The organism is Streptomyces sp. BK340, from assembly GCF_007827595.1.
Lineage (GTDB): Bacteria > Actinomycetota > Actinomycetes > Streptomycetales > Streptomycetaceae > Streptomyces.
The window spans coordinates 114,710-131,959 of sequence record NZ_VISR01000022.1; the positions used below are offsets into that span (position 1 = coordinate 114,710).

Annotated in this window: 7 protein-coding genes; 4 read left to right on the top strand and 3 right to left on the bottom strand. The window is 69.2% G+C overall.

The features are described 5' to 3' along the window. Positions 1 to 220: 220 nt before the first annotated feature. Together FB157_RS31920 and FB157_RS31925 are read left to right on the top strand one after the other, a co-directional pair. Positions 221 to 6,967 carry an RHS repeat domain-containing protein gene (locus FB157_RS31920; protein ID WP_261386671.1) on the top strand — a complete coding sequence of 2,249 codons (6,747 nt, stop codon included), beginning with the start codon at positions 221 to 223 and terminating at the stop codon, positions 6,965 to 6,967. A 31-nt stretch (positions 6,968 to 6,998) separates the two neighbouring features. After that, positions 6,999 to 7,466, top strand: a complete 468-nt coding sequence (locus FB157_RS31925; protein WP_145884137.1) for a DUF1877 family protein — start codon at positions 6,999 to 7,001, stop codon at positions 7,464 to 7,466. A gap of 81 nt (positions 7,467 to 7,547) precedes the next feature. Here the strand turns inward: FB157_RS31925 and FB157_RS31930 are convergent, their stop codons facing one another. Both FB157_RS31930 and FB157_RS31935 read right to left on the bottom strand, forming a co-directional pair. Continuing rightward, complete coding sequence (locus tag FB157_RS31930; protein WP_145884138.1) at positions 7,548 to 9,077, bottom strand: UDP-N-acetylglucosamine 1-carboxyvinyltransferase; 1,530 nt, start codon at positions 9,075 to 9,077, stop codon at positions 7,548 to 7,550. A gap of 149 nt (positions 9,078 to 9,226) precedes the next feature. Further along, positions 9,227 to 9,559 carry a hypothetical protein gene (locus FB157_RS31935; protein WP_145884139.1) on the bottom strand — a complete coding sequence of 111 codons (333 nt, stop codon included), beginning with the start codon at positions 9,557 to 9,559 and terminating at the stop codon, positions 9,227 to 9,229. Between the two features lie 245 nt (positions 9,560 to 9,804). Between FB157_RS31935 and acnA the strand changes: the two genes are divergently transcribed. Together acnA and FB157_RS31945 are read left to right on the top strand one after the other, a co-directional pair. Then, positions 9,805 to 12,522, top strand: coding sequence for an aconitate hydratase AcnA (gene acnA, locus FB157_RS31940; RefSeq protein WP_145884140.1), 2,718 nt, complete (start codon positions 9,805 to 9,807; stop codon positions 12,520 to 12,522). A 177-nt stretch (positions 12,523 to 12,699) separates the two neighbouring features. Then, entirely contained in the window at positions 12,700 to 14,175 is a 1,476-nt protein-coding gene (locus tag FB157_RS31945; protein ID WP_145884141.1) for an ATP-binding protein, read from the top strand. Here the strand turns inward: FB157_RS31945 and FB157_RS31950 are convergent. Further along, a complete protein-coding gene (locus FB157_RS31950) occupies positions 14,153 to 16,849 on the bottom strand; it encodes a SpoIIE family protein phosphatase (RefSeq protein ID WP_145884142.1) in 2,697 nt (898 codons plus the stop codon). The genes FB157_RS31945 and FB157_RS31950 overlap by 23 nt on opposite strands. Between the last annotated feature and the right edge of the window lie 401 nt (positions 16,850 to 17,250).

The following is a 17,250-nucleotide window of genomic DNA, read 5'->3' on the forward strand; positions in this document are numbered from 1 at the left end:
AATAACTCTCAAGGGTCCGGTCAATCACCACCCATGGGATTTCCAGTAGTTGGCCCATATTCGCTGCGTAGCGAGGTGTTACGCGCCGTGACGATGCTCACATCACCACGTCATCCCTGGTGTTCACTCACAGGGTGATCACAAAATCTCCGCTGTTTGATACGTCGTCACGCGTGGTCCGTCTCCGGTCCCGCTCCAAGTGGTCCGGGGGGACCTCGTCGTGTTCGGTCGCTTCTTCCTGCTGCGCGAGCGTTGCCACGCGCGCACCGCGGTGCCGCTCCTCGCCGCGGCCCTCTTGGTCGGTCTGCTGCCGGCTCAGGCGCTGGCGCTCCCGCCTGACCCCGCGAAGGCGGAGGCCGGGCGCGAGACGGTGGACCTGGAGACGCTGAAGCAGGACCAGCCCCTGCTCGGAAAGTCGGTCAAGCCCAAGGTGGACAGCCTTCGGGTGGACCTGCCCGAGGAACAGCTGACCGTTCCGGACAACACGGTCTCGCCCCCCTCGCAGCTGACGGGCCAGATCGACTTCGGCGCCGGCTCGGCGACACCCGCTTCGGCACGGAACACCGCCGGGACGGCCGACGAGGCGGCGCTCACCACTGTCCCGAACCTGCCGGTCAGCCTGGGGCAGGCCGCGGACCAGCCGAAGCCGACCGGTGTGTGGCATGTCGACATCCCCGACCGGGCCGGCGGTGTGAGCCAGGGGATCGACGGCACCGTCATGGTGGTGCAGGCTCCCGACACCGGTGCGGTCCCTGTCTCGCTGAAGCTGGACTACTCGAAGTTCAAGAGCCTCTATGGAGCCGACTGGGCCTCGCGGCTGCGGCTCGTCCAGTTCCCCGACTGCTATCTGACGACCCCGGACGACGAGGCGTGCCAGCAGTACGAGGAGCTGGAGACTGCCAACGACACGGCGGCCAAGTCGCTGACCGCCACCGTCGATCCGGCGGCTGACGCGGCGGTGACACCGGCATCGGCGACCCCCACGGCATCCGGCGGACCGGGTGTGATCCAGGCGGCCTACCACCGGACCGCGTCGGCGACCCCCGTGGCGACCGGCTCCGGTACGGCGGTCGTCGCCGCCGTCGATTCCGGCGGCGGGGCCGGCGGCTCCTTCAAGGCGACACCGCTCGCCTCCGACGGCAAGTGGGAGGCGGGTGGACCGTCGGGCGCGTTCACCTGGTCCTACCCGGTGACGGTGCCCAGCCCGCCGGCCGGTGCCGCTCCCGAGATCTCGCTCGACTACAACTCGCAGTCCGTGGACGGACGCACGGCTGTTTCCTCCGGCCAGGCCTCGTGGATCGGTGAGGGCTGGACGTACGACCCCGGCTACATCGAACGCCGGTACCGCGCCTGTGAGGACGACCGCAAGAAGCTGAACGCAGGCACCCCGAACAACACGGCCAAGAAGGACAAGACGTCCGACCTGTGCTGGGTCTCGTACAACGCCGTGATGTCGCTGGGCGGCAGGACGACGGAACTGGTCCGGGACGCGAGTTCCGGCGCCGACCCCGAGAAGTCCACCGAGATCTACCACCTCCAGGAGGACAACGGAACCCGCGTGGAACACCGCGTGGGCGGCGGCAACGACGACAACAACGGCGAGTACTGGGTGGTCACCACGGTCGACGGCACCCAGTACTACTACGGCCTCGACCAGGTCGGCGGCGGGCACGCCGACACCGACTCCGTCTCCACCGTGCCCGTCTTCGGCAACCATCCCGGCGAGCCCTGCCACGCGGACTCCTTCGCGGACTCCCGGTGCGGATCGGGCAAGCAGCAAGCATGGCGCTGGGGTCTGGACAAGGTCGTCGACGTCAGCGGCAACACGATGGTCGTCAACTACAAGCAGGAGACGAACTACTACGCCGTCCGCAAGAAGTTCAAGTCGCCCGAGCAGTACGACCGCGCGCAGTACCCGACCACGATCGAGTACGGCATGCGCCCGGACAGCCTCACCAAGCCGTCCGCCGTCGTGGAGTTCGGTGCCAAGCAGCGCTGCCTGAAGTCCGCGACCGCCTGCGACCCGGCCAACTTCGACAAGACCGGCGACCCGGGCGCCTACCGGCCCTGGTGGGACACCCCCGGCAACCTCAACTGCAAGTCCACCTCCAAGCTCTGCCCGGCCTTCCCGTCCTTCTGGACCCAGCTGCGCCTCGACACCATCACCACGAAGGCCGCCCGCGCGGGACAGCAGGGCCTGGGCAAGGTGGACGTCTACACCCTCCACCAGTCCTTCCCGGAGGACTGGTACGACACCTCTCCCGGCCTGTGGCTGGACTCGATCACCCGCACCGGCTACGCCCCCGGCGACACCACCGGCACCCTCCAGTCCAAGGACGGCGTGAGCTTCGCTCCCTACACAGTGGGCTCCACCTCACCCCTGCGCACCTGGCTGAAGGACCGGCAGCTGCCCAACCTGGTGCTCTCCGGCAGGAGCGACCAGCGGCCCGGCTTCACCCGCCCGCGCATCGGCACCGTCTCCACCGAGTACGGCGGTGACATCGAGGTCGAGTACACCGGCGGCTGCCGGACCGAACCCGCGGACGACAAGGGCAAGGCCAACGGCACCTGCTACCCGGTCCGCTGGTCCCCGGACGGCGACGAGAAGACGCCCGCCAAGGCGTGGTTCAACAAGTACGTCGTCGCCTCGGTGACCGAGACCGACAAGGTCACCTCGCACGGCAAGCCCATCGTCACCAAGTACGCGTACGACGGCCCCGCCTGGGCCAAGAGCGACGACGAGTTCACCCGGACTTCCTTGCGCACGTACAGCGACTGGCGCGGCTACCGGCAGGTGGCGGTCACCAAGGGCAGCAAGTCAGCCCCGGGACCGGGCGAGGTCAACTCCCAGTCGTATTCGGTCACCCGCTACTTCCAGGGCACGGGCGGCGAGGTCAAGGACTCCAAGAAGCAGTACACGCTGGTCGCCGACGACGCCCCGCAGTACGCGGGCATGACCGCGGAGACCATCGCCTACCGCGACTCCACGGGCCCCGTCCTGCGGCGCACGCTGAACTTCCCCTGGTCCAAGCAGACCGGGTCCCGAGCCCGGGAGAACGAGGACGGGACCGACGCCGACCCGCTCGTCGCCTACCGCACGGGTGTCGAGCGCACGGACGACATCCAGACCGTCGATGACGACGGCGGCACGCGGACCGTGCGTACCCACACCACCGTCGACGACACCTACGGCCTGCCCCTGCGGGTCGAGACGGCCGTCGTCAAGCCCGACGGCGACGGCGAAACGCTCTCCGACCAGACGTGCAGCGTCACGTCGTACGTCCACAACACGACCGCCTGGCTGATCGGCCTGCCCAAGGAGCAGCGCAGCACCGGCACGTCGTGCGCCGACTACGCCGGCGCCGACCCCGCCACCGAGCTGAAGTCGGCGACCCGCACCAGCTACGACGGACTCGCGTACGGAGCCACACCGACCAGGGGCAGGGTCACCTCCGTGGCCGAGAGCGACGGGGCGGGCACCTCCTACTCCATCGTCACCGACACGACATACGACGACCTCGGACGGGTGCGCACGGTCACCAAGCCGGTTGTGGGCACCACCGAGACCCAGTACACGCCCGAAACCGGCGGGCCGGTCACCGCGATCAAGACGATCAACGCCCGGCAGCAGGCCACCACCACGACCTACGAGCCGGGCCGCAGCCTGCCTCTCACGGTCACCGACCCCAACGGCCGTGTCACGCGGACCGAGTACGACGCCCTCGGCCGACTCGTCAGGGGATGGTCCGCCGCCCGTTCCTCCGGGAACCAGTCACCCGACGTCGTGATCGACTACCAGCCGGCCGTCGCCACGAGCAAGGAGAACCGGCCCGCCGCCGTCACCTTCAAGAAGCTCAAGGACGACGGCAGCTACGCCGGCCAGGTCACCCTCTACGACGGCCTGCTGCGAGTGGTCCAGACGCAGAGCGAGGCGCACGGCCCCGGCCGGATCGTCGTGGACACGACCTACGACGACCACGGCCTGGTCGACGAGGGGACCAACCCCTATCTCGCCGCGGGGGACCCGGAGACGAATCTGTTCGCCTCCCGCTCCAAGGCGGCGATCCCCAGCTACGTCAAGCACCGCTACGACGGCATGGAGCGTGAGGTGCGCGCTTCGGTCTACCAGGCCGGCGACTACAAGTACGCCACCTACACCGACCACAACTTCACCAGCACCTGGGTGAACCCGCCGGGCTCCACGACGCCCACCACTCTCACGTCCTTCGACGCTCTCGGCCGGGTCACCTCCGTCAAGCACTACAGCACGGGCTCCTCGACCGCCGAGGCCGGCCGCTCGACGCGCTACGCGTACGACGCCCGGGGCAACCGCAGCACGGTGACCGACCCTGCGGGCAACGTCTGGTCGTACACCTACGACGCCCGCGGCCGGCTCACCTCCGCGACCGACCCCGACACCGGAACCACGCGTACCTGGTACGACGACGCGGACCGTCCCAACCGGACCCGGAACGGCCGTCTGCAGGAGACGTTCACGGAATACGACCCGCTCGGCCGGGTGCGGTTCGTCCGGGAGGGCTCGGCCACGTCCACTCCGGTCAGGGAGTACACCTACGACGACGCACCTGGCGGCATCGGCAAGCTGGCCGGCTCCATCCGGCACACCGACAGCGGCGACTACGTCAACCGCGTCACCGGCTACGACGCCAACTACAACCCCACCGGCGCCGAGACGGTCATCCCGGCCAACTCGATGACCACCGGCCTGGCCGGCACCTACTCCTACGCGTACTCCTACACGCCCACCGGCAAGCGGCAGAGCGTCACGCTGCCCGCCGCCGGCGGGCTGGCCAAGGAGAAGGTCGTCACCCGCTACGACTCCGACGGCCTGGCGGAGTCGACCTCGGGCCTGACCTGGTACACCGCCGACGTCACGTACTCGCCGTACGGCGAGCCCCTGCGGGTCGTGTCCGGATCCCAGCCGTCCCGGGTCTGGACGACCAACTTCATCGACCCGCACACGGGCCGTCTCCAGCGCACGGTCACCGACCTGGAGAGCGTCGGCCCCCGGCACACCACCGACAGCTACTACTCCTACGACGTCTCCGGCACCATCACCTCCAACGCTCGCAAGCTCGGCGATGCGAGCGGCGACACCTGGGACAACCAGTGCTTCACCTATGACGTGCTCGGTGAGCTGGTCCACGCCTGGACGTCGAACCTCACACCCGGCGGCAACGGCACCGGCTGCAAGGCGGCGGGCGGCGCCACGTGGGGCTACCGCGACGACTACGCCGCCTCCTCCGGGCCCGTCGCCGACGCCCCGGACGAGGCCGGCGACACCACCAGCCCGGACAGCGCGCTGTCCGCGGGCCTGGCGAACGCGGCTCCTGACGCCACCACGGTCTCGACCGGCGCCACCGCCTACCGTCAGTCCTTCACCTTCGACTGGCTCGGCAACCGCGCCACCATGACCGACTACGACACGGCCGACGCGTCGAAGAACGTGTCCTACATCTACCGCTACGGCAAGACGGTCGCCGCGAACGGCACCACGCCGTCCTACCTGAAGCAGCCGCACACGGTCACGAGCATCACGTCGAGCCCGTCCGGCAAGGGCAGCCAGTACACCTACGACGACAGCGGCAACACCCTGGTCCGCGATCTCGCGAACACCACGCAGAATCTCGTCTGGACCCCCGACAACAGGCTCGACTCCATCACCGACGACGGCAAGAAGACGACGTACGTCTACGACGCTGACGGCAACCGCCTGCTGGAGAAGTCCTCGTCCGGCTCGACCCTGTACCTGGGCGAGACGGAACTGACCACGGACGCGTCCGGCACGATCGTCCGCGCCTCGCGCGCATATCAGCAGGCCGGAGCCCCCACGGTCGTCCGCTCCACGGTGAACGGCTCCACGACGGGCCACAAGCTGAACGTGCTGATCGCCGACCAGGTGGGCACGGCGACCACCAGCATCGAACTCTCGGCGACCCAGCCGGTCACCCGCCGCGCGTTCAAGCCCTACGGCGAGACCCGAGGCGCCAAGCCGGCCTTCTGGCCCAACAAGCGCAGCTACCTCGGGGTGGGTATCGACGACGCCACCGGGATCACGCACATCGGTGCCCGCGAGTACGACCAGAACTCCGGTCGCTTCCTGTCAGCGGACCCGGTGGTGGACGTCGCCGACCCGCTGCAGATCAACGGCTACGCCTACAGCCACAACAGCCCGGTCTCGCAGAGTGACCCGACCGGCCTGCGCGACCTGGTGAAGGAAGAGTCCCTGCACGCCCAGCAGGAGAAGAAGCGCAGGGACCAGATCATCAAGGAGCGGTACACCAAGGCACACGACACCACGATCATCATGTACCAGGTGTGGTTGAACCTCGTGCAGCCCAGGGGCCGCGGGAAGGTCTACGTCGACCTTCAGCAGACCAAGGGATTCCGGGACTCCGAGAACCACGTCCGCGTCAAGGCAGGAAAGAAGTACAAGAACGGCTGGATCGACCTCGCCTACTGGACGACCGACACCGTCTACATCTGGGACGTGAAGAATTTCGGCGGAAAGGTCGAGATCGACGGTGACGCAGAGGTCAAGAAATATGTGAAGGCCCTGCAGGAAAAGCTGGACAGCAACCCGAAGACCAAACAAATGACGGTGAAGATCGGCTTCGACATGACGCCGCTCGCAGGGCCCAACCTCTTCAAGCCGAACGAATGGGTGGACGCATTTCCGTCGGTGAAGAGCGAAGGTGTCATCACCTACAAGACGAAACGCACCAACCGTGACGGAGGGCCCGACAGAAATCCACCTCCGGTCAAGGTGCCCGTCCACGAAAAGGAGCCGTGGTACAAGAAGCTGTCGGACGGGTGGGACGACTGGAAGGAGTGGTATCACGACAACGTGACCAACCACGACTGGTCGAAGAGCCCGTGGGACTACGGCGGCTCGGACACGTCTCCGGTGCTTCCAGGGCTCTCGAGCCCGCTGCTAAGCTACTGAGTTCCATCCAGCCGAAAGGTTCCGCAGAGTTATGAACATCTCCCTCTTCCCTCTTTCGGAGGGGGAAATCACCGACGGCTTCGACGCGGTCATCTCGCGGTTTTATGACGTCGAAGAGCAGTCAGAGAACGACCCCTCAGTTCCCCTTTGCGACCTGGGGGAAGAAGGAGATGTTCTCCAGCGCCTGCTGGAGCGCGCGAACGTCGGAGACCTGGCGGAGCTGATGATCTCGGGCGGAACTCTGCTGGGTGACGACGGTGTGGGGACGGTGTGCCTGTCCCTCACTCCGGATGAAGTGCTCCAGGTGGACAACGCTCTTTCCGGAGTCGACCTGGACGAAGTGATGCGCGCGGCGCCGACGGTGCTGTCACCGATGATTCGAGGCGGGATCCCCGACGGTTACGTGGAAGACCTGAGGGATTGTCTGGAGGAGCTGCGCGGCACCTACCGGCTCGCCGCCGGGCAGGGGTTGGCCATGGCCCAGGTGTTCCAGGGCTGACCGATCCCCTACGACGTCCCCTGCCAGGCCTGTATCGGTGCAGGTCCGGCAGGGGCGCGACGGCATGCTGCGAGGGGGCGGTCAGATGTCCCGGAAGATCTCGATCTGCGCCCCGATCGAGTTCAGGCGCTCCGCGAGGTCCTCGTAACCCCGGTTGATGACGTACACGTTGCGCAGCACCGACGTGCCCTCGGCCGCCATCATCGCCAGCAGGACGACCACGGCGGGCCGCAGGGCGGGCGGGCACATCATCTCCGCGGCGCGCCAGCGGGTCGGGCCCTCGACCAGGACGCGGTGCGGGTCCAGGAGCTGGAGGCGGCCGCCGAGGCGGTTGAGGTCGGTCAGGTAGATCGCTCGGTTGTCGTAGACCCAGTCGTGGATCAGCGTCTGGCCCTGCGCGACCGCGGCGATGGCCGCGAAGAAGGGGACGTTGTCGATGTTCAGGCCCGGGAAGGGCATCGGGTGGATCTTGTCGATGGGCGCCTCCAGCTTGGAGGGCCGGACCGTCAGGTCCACGAGGCGCGTACGGCCGTTGTCCGCGAAGTACTCGGGGCTGCGGTCGTGGTCGAGGCCCATCTCCTCCAGGACCGCCAGCTCGATCTCCAGGAACTCGATGGGGACGCGGCGGACGGTCAGTTCCGACTCCGTGACGACCGCGGCGGCCAGCAGGCTCATCGCCTCGACCGGGTCCTCGGAGGGGGAGTAGTCGACGTCGACGTCGATGTTCGGCACGCCGTGGACGGTGAGCGTGGTGGTGCCGATGCCCTCGACCTTGACGCCCAGCGCCTCCAGGAAGAAGCAGAGGTCCTGGACCATGTAGTTGGAGGAAGCGTTGCGGATGACCGTCACACCGTCGTGCCGGGCGGCGGCCAGCAGCGCGTTCTCGGTCACGGTGTCGCCGCGCTCGGTGAGCACGATCGGACGGTCGGGGCGGACCGTCCGGTCGACCTGCGCGTGGTACTGGCCCTCGGTGGCCGCGATGTCCAGACCGAACCGGCGCAGCGCGATCATGTGCGGCTCGATGGTCCGCGTGCCGAGGTCGCAACCACCGGCGTACGGCAGCTTGAAGGCGTCCATGCGGTGCAGCAGCGGGCCCAGGAACATGATGATCGAGCGGGTGCGGACGGCCGCCTCCGCGTCGATCGCCGCCATCTCCAGCTCGGCCGGCGGCACCAGTTCCAGGTCGACCCCGTCGTTGATCCAGCGGGTGCGCACGCCGATGGAGTTGAGCACCTCCAGCAGGCGGTACACCTCCTCGATCCGGGCCACCCGGCGCAGCACCGTGCGCCCCTTGTTCAGCAGCGAGGCGCACAGCAGGGCGACGCACGCGTTCTTGCTGGTCTTCACGTCGATGGCGCCGGAGAGCCGACGGCCGCCGACCACCCGCAGATGCATCGGACCCGCGTAGCCCAGGGACACGATCTCGCTGTCGAGGGCCTCACCGATGCGGGCGATCATCTCAAGGCTGATGTTCTGGTTCCCGCGCTCGATGCGATTGACGGCGCTCTGGCTGGTGCCGAGCGCCTCCGCGAGCTGCGTCTGTGTCCAGCCACGGTGTTGCCGGGCATCACGGATGAGCTTGCCGATGCGTACGAGGTAGTCGTCTGCCATGAGGTTGAGGTTATCTCAGATATGAGATGGCGCCTGTTGGGGGGTCCATTCGGGTGACGGGGCGTCAATGACCAGCGAAAATGGGGGTGATATGGGATGATGCAGGGGATTCTTCCGATACTCACCCACTGTCCCGGTTTCGCAAACAATCACACGGTTGCAGCACAAATCCTCGCGTACTCGTGGGCGAAGAAGAGCGCCGGCTCGAAGCGGACCGCCGGCACGGGATCCGTCGCGTACACCGGCAGGGCGGGCGCGACGGTGTAGCGGACCCGTTCGACGCCGCCGTACTCGTCGCGCACCTCCAGCACTCCCGGCTCGGGGCAGTGCCACGCGAACTCCGTGACGTCCTCGCCCAGGGCGTTGGCCAGTGTGCCGGTGCCCCGCCCGTCGTCGAGGAACGCCAGCTCCGACGCCTCCATCACTCCGTAGTCGAAGGGGGAGCTGTCCCAGTGGCCGATCAGTGCGGTATCGAGTGGCATGTGGCGATCTTCGTCCATCGCCCTGTGGCCGACGCCACCGAAAAACGGCAGGGCCGGGCCCGGCCGGACATGACCTGCCAGCCCCCATGTACTAGAGTTATCTCGACATCGAGATATCTGCCGAGGCGCACCGCAGCCGTCACCCCAGTAAGGGTTACCTAACTTAGCCTTACCTTAGCGGATCGGCCAAGACGACGTGGCGGCAGGATTGCGGTGGTACGCGCACATCAATGAAGGAGACTGTCGTGTCGGCGAACAGCTTCGACGCCCGCAGCACGCTGCAGGTGGGCGACGAGTCGTACGAGATCTTCCGGCTGGACAAGGTCGAGGGCTCCGCCCGCCTTCCCTACAGCCTGAAGGTCCTGCTGGAGAACCTGCTCCGCACGGAGGACGGCGCGAACATCACCGCCGACCACATCCGCGCCCTCGGCGGCTGGGACTCGCAGGCCCAGCCCTCGCAGGAGATCCAGTTCACGCCGGCCCGCGTGATCATGCAGGACTTCACCGGTGTTCCCTGTGTCGTGGACCTCGCGACCATGCGTGAGGCCGTGAAGGAACTGGGCGGCGACCCGGCGAAGATCAACCCGCTGGCCCCCGCCGAGCTGGTCATCGACCACTCCGTCATCGCCGACAAGTTCGGCACCAACGACGCCTTCAAGCAGAACGTCGAGCTGGAGTACGGCCGCAACAAGGAGCGCTACCAGTTCCTGCGCTGGGGCCAGACCGCCTTCGACGAGTTCAAGGTCGTCCCGCCGGGCACCGGCATCGTCCACCAGGTCAACATCGAGCACCTGGCCCGTACGGTCATGGTCCGTAACGGCCAGGCCTACCCCGACACCCTCGTCGGCACCGACTCGCACACCACGATGGTCAACGGCCTCGGTGTGCTGGGCTGGGGCGTCGGCGGCATCGAGGCCGAGGCCGCCATGCTCGGCCAGCCGGTCTCCATGCTCATCCCGCGCGTCGTCGGCTTCAAGCTGACCGGTGAGCTGCCCGCCGGCACCACCGCCACGGACCTCGTGCTGACCATCACCGAGATGCTCCGCAAGCACGGTGTCGTCGGCAAGTTCGTCGAGTTCTACGGCGAGGGCGTGGCCGCCACCTCCCTCGCCAACCGCGCCACCATCGGCAACATGTCGCCGGAGTTCGGCTCCACCGCAGCGATCTTCCCGATCGACGACGAGACCCTGAAGTACCTGCGTCTGACCGGCCGCAGCGACCAGCAGGTCGCGCTCGTCGAGGCCTACGCCAAGGAGCAGGGCCTCTGGCTGGACCCGCAGGCCGAGCCGGACTTCTCCGAGAAGCTGGAGCTCGACCTGTCGACGGTCGTCCCGTCGATCGCCGGCCCGAAGCGTCCGCAGGACCGCATCGTCCTCGCCAACGCCGCCGAGCAGTTCAAGACCGACGTCCTGAACTACGTCACCACCGCCGACGAGGCGGGTGAGGAGTCCTTCCCGGCCTCCGACGCCCCGGCCGTCCACCCGAACGGCGCCCCGTCCAACCCGGTCCAGGTCACGGCCCCCGACGGCACGACCTACACCATCGACCACGGTGCGGTGACGGTCGCGGCCATCACCTCCTGCACCAACACCTCGAACCCGTACGTCATGGTCGCCGCCGCCCTGGTGGCCAAGAAGGCGGTCGAGAAGGGCCTGACCCGCAAGCCGTGGGTCAAGACCACCCTCGCCCCGGGCTCGAAGGTCGTCACCGACTACTTCGACAAGGCGGGCCTGACCCCGTACCTCGACAAGGTCGGCTTCAACCTCGTCGGCTACGGCTGCACCACCTGCATCGGCAACTCCGGCCCGCTGCCGGAGGAGGTCTCCAAGGCCGTCAACGACCACGACCTCGCGGTCACCTCGGTCCTCTCCGGCAACCGGAACTTCGAGGGCCGTATCAACCCCGACGTCAAGATGAACTACCTGGCCTCCCCGCCGCTGGTCGTCGCGTACGCCATCGCGGGCTCCATGAAGGTGGACATCACCAAGGACGCCCTCGGCACCGACCAGGACGGCAAGCCGGTCTACCTGACCGACATCTGGCCGACCGAGGCCGAGGTCAACGACGTCGTGGCGAACGCCATCGGCGAGGACATGTTCAACAAGTCCTACCAGGACGTCTTCGCGGGCGACGCCCAGTGGCAGTCCCTGCCGATCCCGACCGGCAACACCTTCGAGTGGGACCCCGAGTCGACCTACGTCCGCAAGCCCCCGTACTTCGAGGGCATGGGCATGGAGCCGGCCCCGGTCACCGACATCACCGGTGCCCGCGTGCTCGCCAAGCTGGGCGACTCGGTCACCACCGACCACATCTCCCCGGCCGGCGCCATCAAGGCCGACACCCCGGCGGGCAAGTACCTGACCGAGCACGGTGTCGAGCGTCGTGACTTCAACTCCTACGGCTCCCGCCGAGGCAACCACGAGGTCATGATCCGCGGTACGTTCGCCAACATCCGCCTGCGCAACCAGATCGCGCCGGGCACCGAGGGCGGCTACACCCGCGACTTCACCCAGGCGGACGCTCCGGTGTCGTTCATCTACGACGCCTCCCGCAACTACATCGAGCAGGGCATCCCGCTGGCCATCCTGGCCGGCAAGGAGTACGGCTCCGGCTCGTCCCGCGACTGGGCCGCCAAGGGCACCGCGCTGCTCGGCGTCAAGGCCGTCATCGCCGAGTCGTACGAGCGCATCCACCGCTCGAACCTCATCGGCATGGGCGTCCTCCCGCTGCAGTTCCCGGAGGGCCAGTCCGCCGAGTCCCTCGGCCTGACCGGCGAGGAGTCCTTCTCCTTCACCGGTGTCGAGGAGCTCAACAACGGCACCACCCCGCGCACGGTCAAGGTCACCACCGACACGGGCGTCGAGTTCGACGCGGTCGTCCGCATCGACACCCCCGGTGAGGCCGACTACTACCGCAACGGCGGCATCATGCAGTACGTGCTGCGCAACCTGATCCGTAAGTAAGCGGCAGCGCACAGCGGTACAGGGCCGCATCCCCGGTGACGGGGGTGCGGCCCTTCGCCGTGTCCCCGTGTCCTGGCCGGGCACGGCGAGGGGCGTCACGAGTGGCGTCGCGAAGGTCATCACCCACCCTCAGACGGAACACAGGCTTCCCCCAGCGGACCGGGACAGGATCGGTACATGAGCCGCCGCCCGTGGGCCCGCTCGCTGCGCACACGCCTGCTGGTCCTCGTCACCGTCACCCTCGTGGGTGTGTGCGCCGCGCTCGCCCTCACCACCGTCCTCGCCCAGCGCGCCTATCTCATGGCCACCCTGGACGACCGCGTGAACGCCGCGGCCGAACGCAGCGTGGACGGGGCCGCACTCCACCCCGAACTCCCCGCCGGCCTCGCCTTCCTCCGGGAGGGCGGCCACACCGAGGGGCTGCTCGCCGCGCGGCCGGACGCCGCCGGGCACCTCGTCTCCGCAGCGGTCGTCACCCGGGACGCGGCCCCGCGCACCCTCACCCCCGCCCAGCGTGCCGCCCTCAGCGGCATCCGGGCCGACGGCTCGGTGCACACCCGGACGGTGCCCGGACTCGGCACCTACCGCGTCACCACCCTCGACGCGAGCGGCATCCGCGTCCTCACCGGCCTGCCCATGGACGACGTCCGGGCCACGCTGGGCCGGCTGGTCGAGATCGAGGCGATCGTCGGGGCCGCCGGACTCGCGCTGGCCGGCGGTGTCTGCGCGGCCGTCATCCGCAGACAGCTGCGCCCGCTCGACCGGGTCGCCGCCACCGCCGTGGAGGTCTCCCGGGTCACGCTGGGACACGGCCACGTCACCGCGCTGCCGCGGGTGCCCGAACGCGACACCGACCCCGCCAGCGAGGCCGGCCAGGTCGGCGCCGCCCTCAACCGGATGATCGACCATGTCGAGGGCTCGCTCGCCGAGCGCCGGCGCGGCGAGGAACGCATGCGCCGCTTCGTCTCCGACGCCGGGCACGAACTGCGCACCCCGCTCACCTCCATCGCCGGGTACGCGGAGCTGATGAACCGCGTCGCCCCCGACCTCGCCTGGCGCCGCGTCCTCGCCGAGTCGGCCCGCATGACGGACCTGGTCGAGAACCTGCTGCTGCTCGCCCGCCTCGACGAGGGACGCCCGCCGCAGAGCGCCGAGGTGGACCTCGCCGCGGTGGTCGCCGAGGCCGTGTGGGACGCCCGGGCGGCCGGCGCCGATCACATCTGGCGGCTGGAACTGCGCCCGGACACTCCGGCGCCGGTCACCGGGGACGCGGCCCGGCTGCACCAGGCGGTGGCTCACCTGCTGGCCAACGCCCGCACGCACACCCCGCCCGGTACGACGGTCACCGCCGCCGTCGAGGCCACCGCGGGCCGCCACCGGATCCGCGTGCGCGACGACGGTCCCGGAATCCCGCCCGAGCTGCTGCCGACCGTCTTCGAACGCTTCACCCGGGCCGACACCTCACGCTCCCGGGCGCCGGGCTCCCAGGGCGGCTCGGGCCTCGGGCTCGCGATCGCCGCGGGGATCACGGCGGCACACGGCGGCGGCATCAGCGTGACCAGCGCCCCGGGCCGGACCGAGTTCACGGTCGATCTCCCCGCGGCCGCTCGGCCGCTGCGCCGCGAGCCCCTCACTCCTCGAAGAGCTCCGTGAAGTCCGGCAGCGCCACCTCGGCCCAGATCACCTTGCCCTGGGGGGTGTACCGGGTGCCCCAGCGCTCGGTCATCTGCGAGACCAGGAACAGACCCCGGCCGCCCTCGTCGGTGGTCGCGGCGTAGCGCAGATGCGGCGAGGTGCTGCTGCCGTCGGCCACCTCGCAGACCAGGGTGCGGTCACGGATCAGCCGGACGTGGATCGGGTCGGAGCCGTAGCGGATGGCGTTGGTGATCAGCTCGCTCAGCACCAGTTCCATGCCGAAGCCCAGCTCGGCCAGGCCCCACTCCTCCAGCTTCTCGGACACGGCGCCACGCATCCCCGAGACGGCGGCCGGATCGCGCGGCACGTCCCAGTCGGCCACGTTCTCGGGCGGCAGCGCCCGGGTGCGGGCGATGAGCAGGGCGACGTCGTCCTTGGGCCGCTCGGGCAGCAGCTCGTCCAGCACCGCCTGGCAGCTGTCCTCCGGCGTCCGGTCGGGGTGCCCCGCCAGCGCCTGGCGCAGCAGCTCCATGCCCACGTCCAGGTCGCGGCTGCGGTCCTCGATGAGCCCGTCGGTGTAGAGGACGAGCTGGGTGCCCTCGGCCAGCTCCAGCTCGGCCGTCCGGAACGGCATGCCGCCGAGGCCCAGCGGCGGACCGCCCGGCAGGTCGGGGTAGGTGACGCTGCCGTCGGGGTGGACCAGCGCGGGCGCCAGGTGCCCGGCCCGCGACATGACACAGCGGCGTGTCACCGGGTCGTAGATCGCGTACAGACAGGTGGCGCCGACGATCTCCCCGGCCGACTCCGCGCACGCCGACTCGTCCTGGTCGATGCGGCCCACCAGATCGTCCAGATGGCTGAGTAGCTCGTCGGGCGGCAGGTCGAGCGTGGAGAAGTTGTGCACCGCGGTCCGCAGCCGGCCCATCGTCGCGGCCGCGTGCAGACCGTGCCCGACCACGTCACCGACGGCCAGCGCCACCCGGCTCCCCGGCAGCGGGATCACGTCGAACCAGTCGCCGCTCACACCCGACTGGGCCGGGAGGTAGCGGTAGCCGACCTCGAGGGCGCTCTGCTCGGGCAGCGCCCGCGGCAGCAGACTGCGCTGGAGGGTGACCGCCAGCGCGTGCTCGCGGGTGTACCGGCGGGCGTTGTCGATGCTGACCGCGGCCCGGGCCACCAGCTCCTCGGCGAGCGACAGCTCCTCCTCGTCGAAGGCGTCCCGCTTGGACCGCCAGAAGTTGACCATGCCCAGCACGGAACCGCGGGCCTTGATCGGGGCGGCGATGAGCGTGTGGATGCCGAAGTCGATGATCTTCTGGGCCCGCTCCGGGTCCTGCGCCTGCCAGCCCACCGCGGACGACAGGTCGGTCACCAGCTCGGAGCGGCCGGCGCCGTAGCCGCGCGCCTGCGGGGTGGAGGGCAGGAAGTCGATCAGCCGGCCCTTCTCGTACAGCGGGTGGTCGTCCCGGATGCCGTTCACGGCGACGCGCCGCATGTCCGTCGCCGTGCGGGCCGGCTCCTCTCCGTGCAGCACGGCGTCGGCCACGTCCACGGTGACGAAGTCGGCGAAGCGCGGGACGGCGAGCTGCGCCAGCTCCTCGGCCGTGCGGACCACGTCGAGGGTGGTGCCGACACCCAGTCCCGCGTCGTACAGCAGCTCCAGCCGCTCCCGGGCGGCCTCCGCCCTGCCGGACACCGCCTGCAGCTCGGTGGAGTCCCGGAGCGTCACCACGGTTCCCCCGGGGCCTCCGGCGCGGTCCGTCGGGCGCTGGTTGACCGCCAGCAGCCGTCCCCCGGCGAAGTGCACCTCGTCGGTGGCCTCGCGCCCGGAGACCAGCAGCTCCACCATCTCCGGGTCGAGGACCGACAGCTCCCGCACATTGCGCCCGTCGGCCTCGTGGGGCAGCTCCAGCAGCCGCCTGGCCTCGTCGTTGGCCAGCAGCAGATGCCCGCCCTCGGCGACGATCAGCACGCCTTCCCGCACCGAGTGCAGCACCGTGTCGTGGTGCTCGTACATCCGGGTCATCTCGGCCGGAGCCAGGGCGTGGGTCTGGCGTCGCAGCCGTCTGCCGACCAGGGCCGTCCCGCCGGTCGACACCACGAGCGCTCCGGCCCCGGCGGCCAGGATGATCGGCAGCTGCCGGTTCACCTCGCTGGTCACGTTCTTGACCTTCAGACCGGCGGAGACGAGGGCGACCACCTTGCCGTGGTCGTCCTTTATCGGCACGGTCGCCTGCACCTCGTGGCCGAGGGGGCCGTGGACGCTCTCGGTGTAGACCTTCCCGGCCAGGGACGGTGCGATCTGGCCCACGAACCGATGGCCGATCTTGCTCGGAATCGGATGGGTGTAGCGGATCCCCTTGGTGTCCATGACGACGATGAAGTCGACGCCCGCGCTCTTGCGCCCCGCCTCGGTGAGCGGCTGGAGCACCTTCGACGGATCGGTGGTCTGCAGGGCCTGGAGGACGCCGGGCGAGTGCGCGAACGTCTGCGCGACGGCGATGGACCGCCGCTTGGCCTCCGTGCTGGTGTCACGCTCCGACTGCAGGACAAGGGCGAAGACGGCGCAGACCACAAGGACCACCACCAGCGCCACCTGGAGGACGAAGACCTGCCCGGCGACGCTACGGGGGCTCTTGCCGACCACTGCACGCCTTGAGAGATGCCTGAATCGGGCCAAAAGGTCCCACATGCGATATTTCTAGCACCGGCCTTTCCGGGTGACTACGGCTGGTCCAAGCGATGGACGTCACATTCCGGCCGGTATGCCGGTCCGTGTGTCACGTCGCCGGCGGCGGGCATGTGCACCCGACGCCGTGCGCGCTCGCTTCATGCGCAGGGATGGGAGCGCTCCCATGGGTCCCGAGGGCCCTGGCGCGGCCCGGGTGGACCGGAACCCGCCCGGATCGCGCGGACGCTCCCGCCCTGCCTTCCTACGGTACGTCCGAGACCACCCGTAGGTAGATGCGCATGCCTGCGACAAATCGACGCCGGCCTCCCGAAGTGCGAGCACTCGCCGCACCCGTCCGTGGCGGAGCCTCCGTCCTGGGCTGCTCTGGGCGGACCCGGTGGCCGTGCGCACCGGGCCCGCGA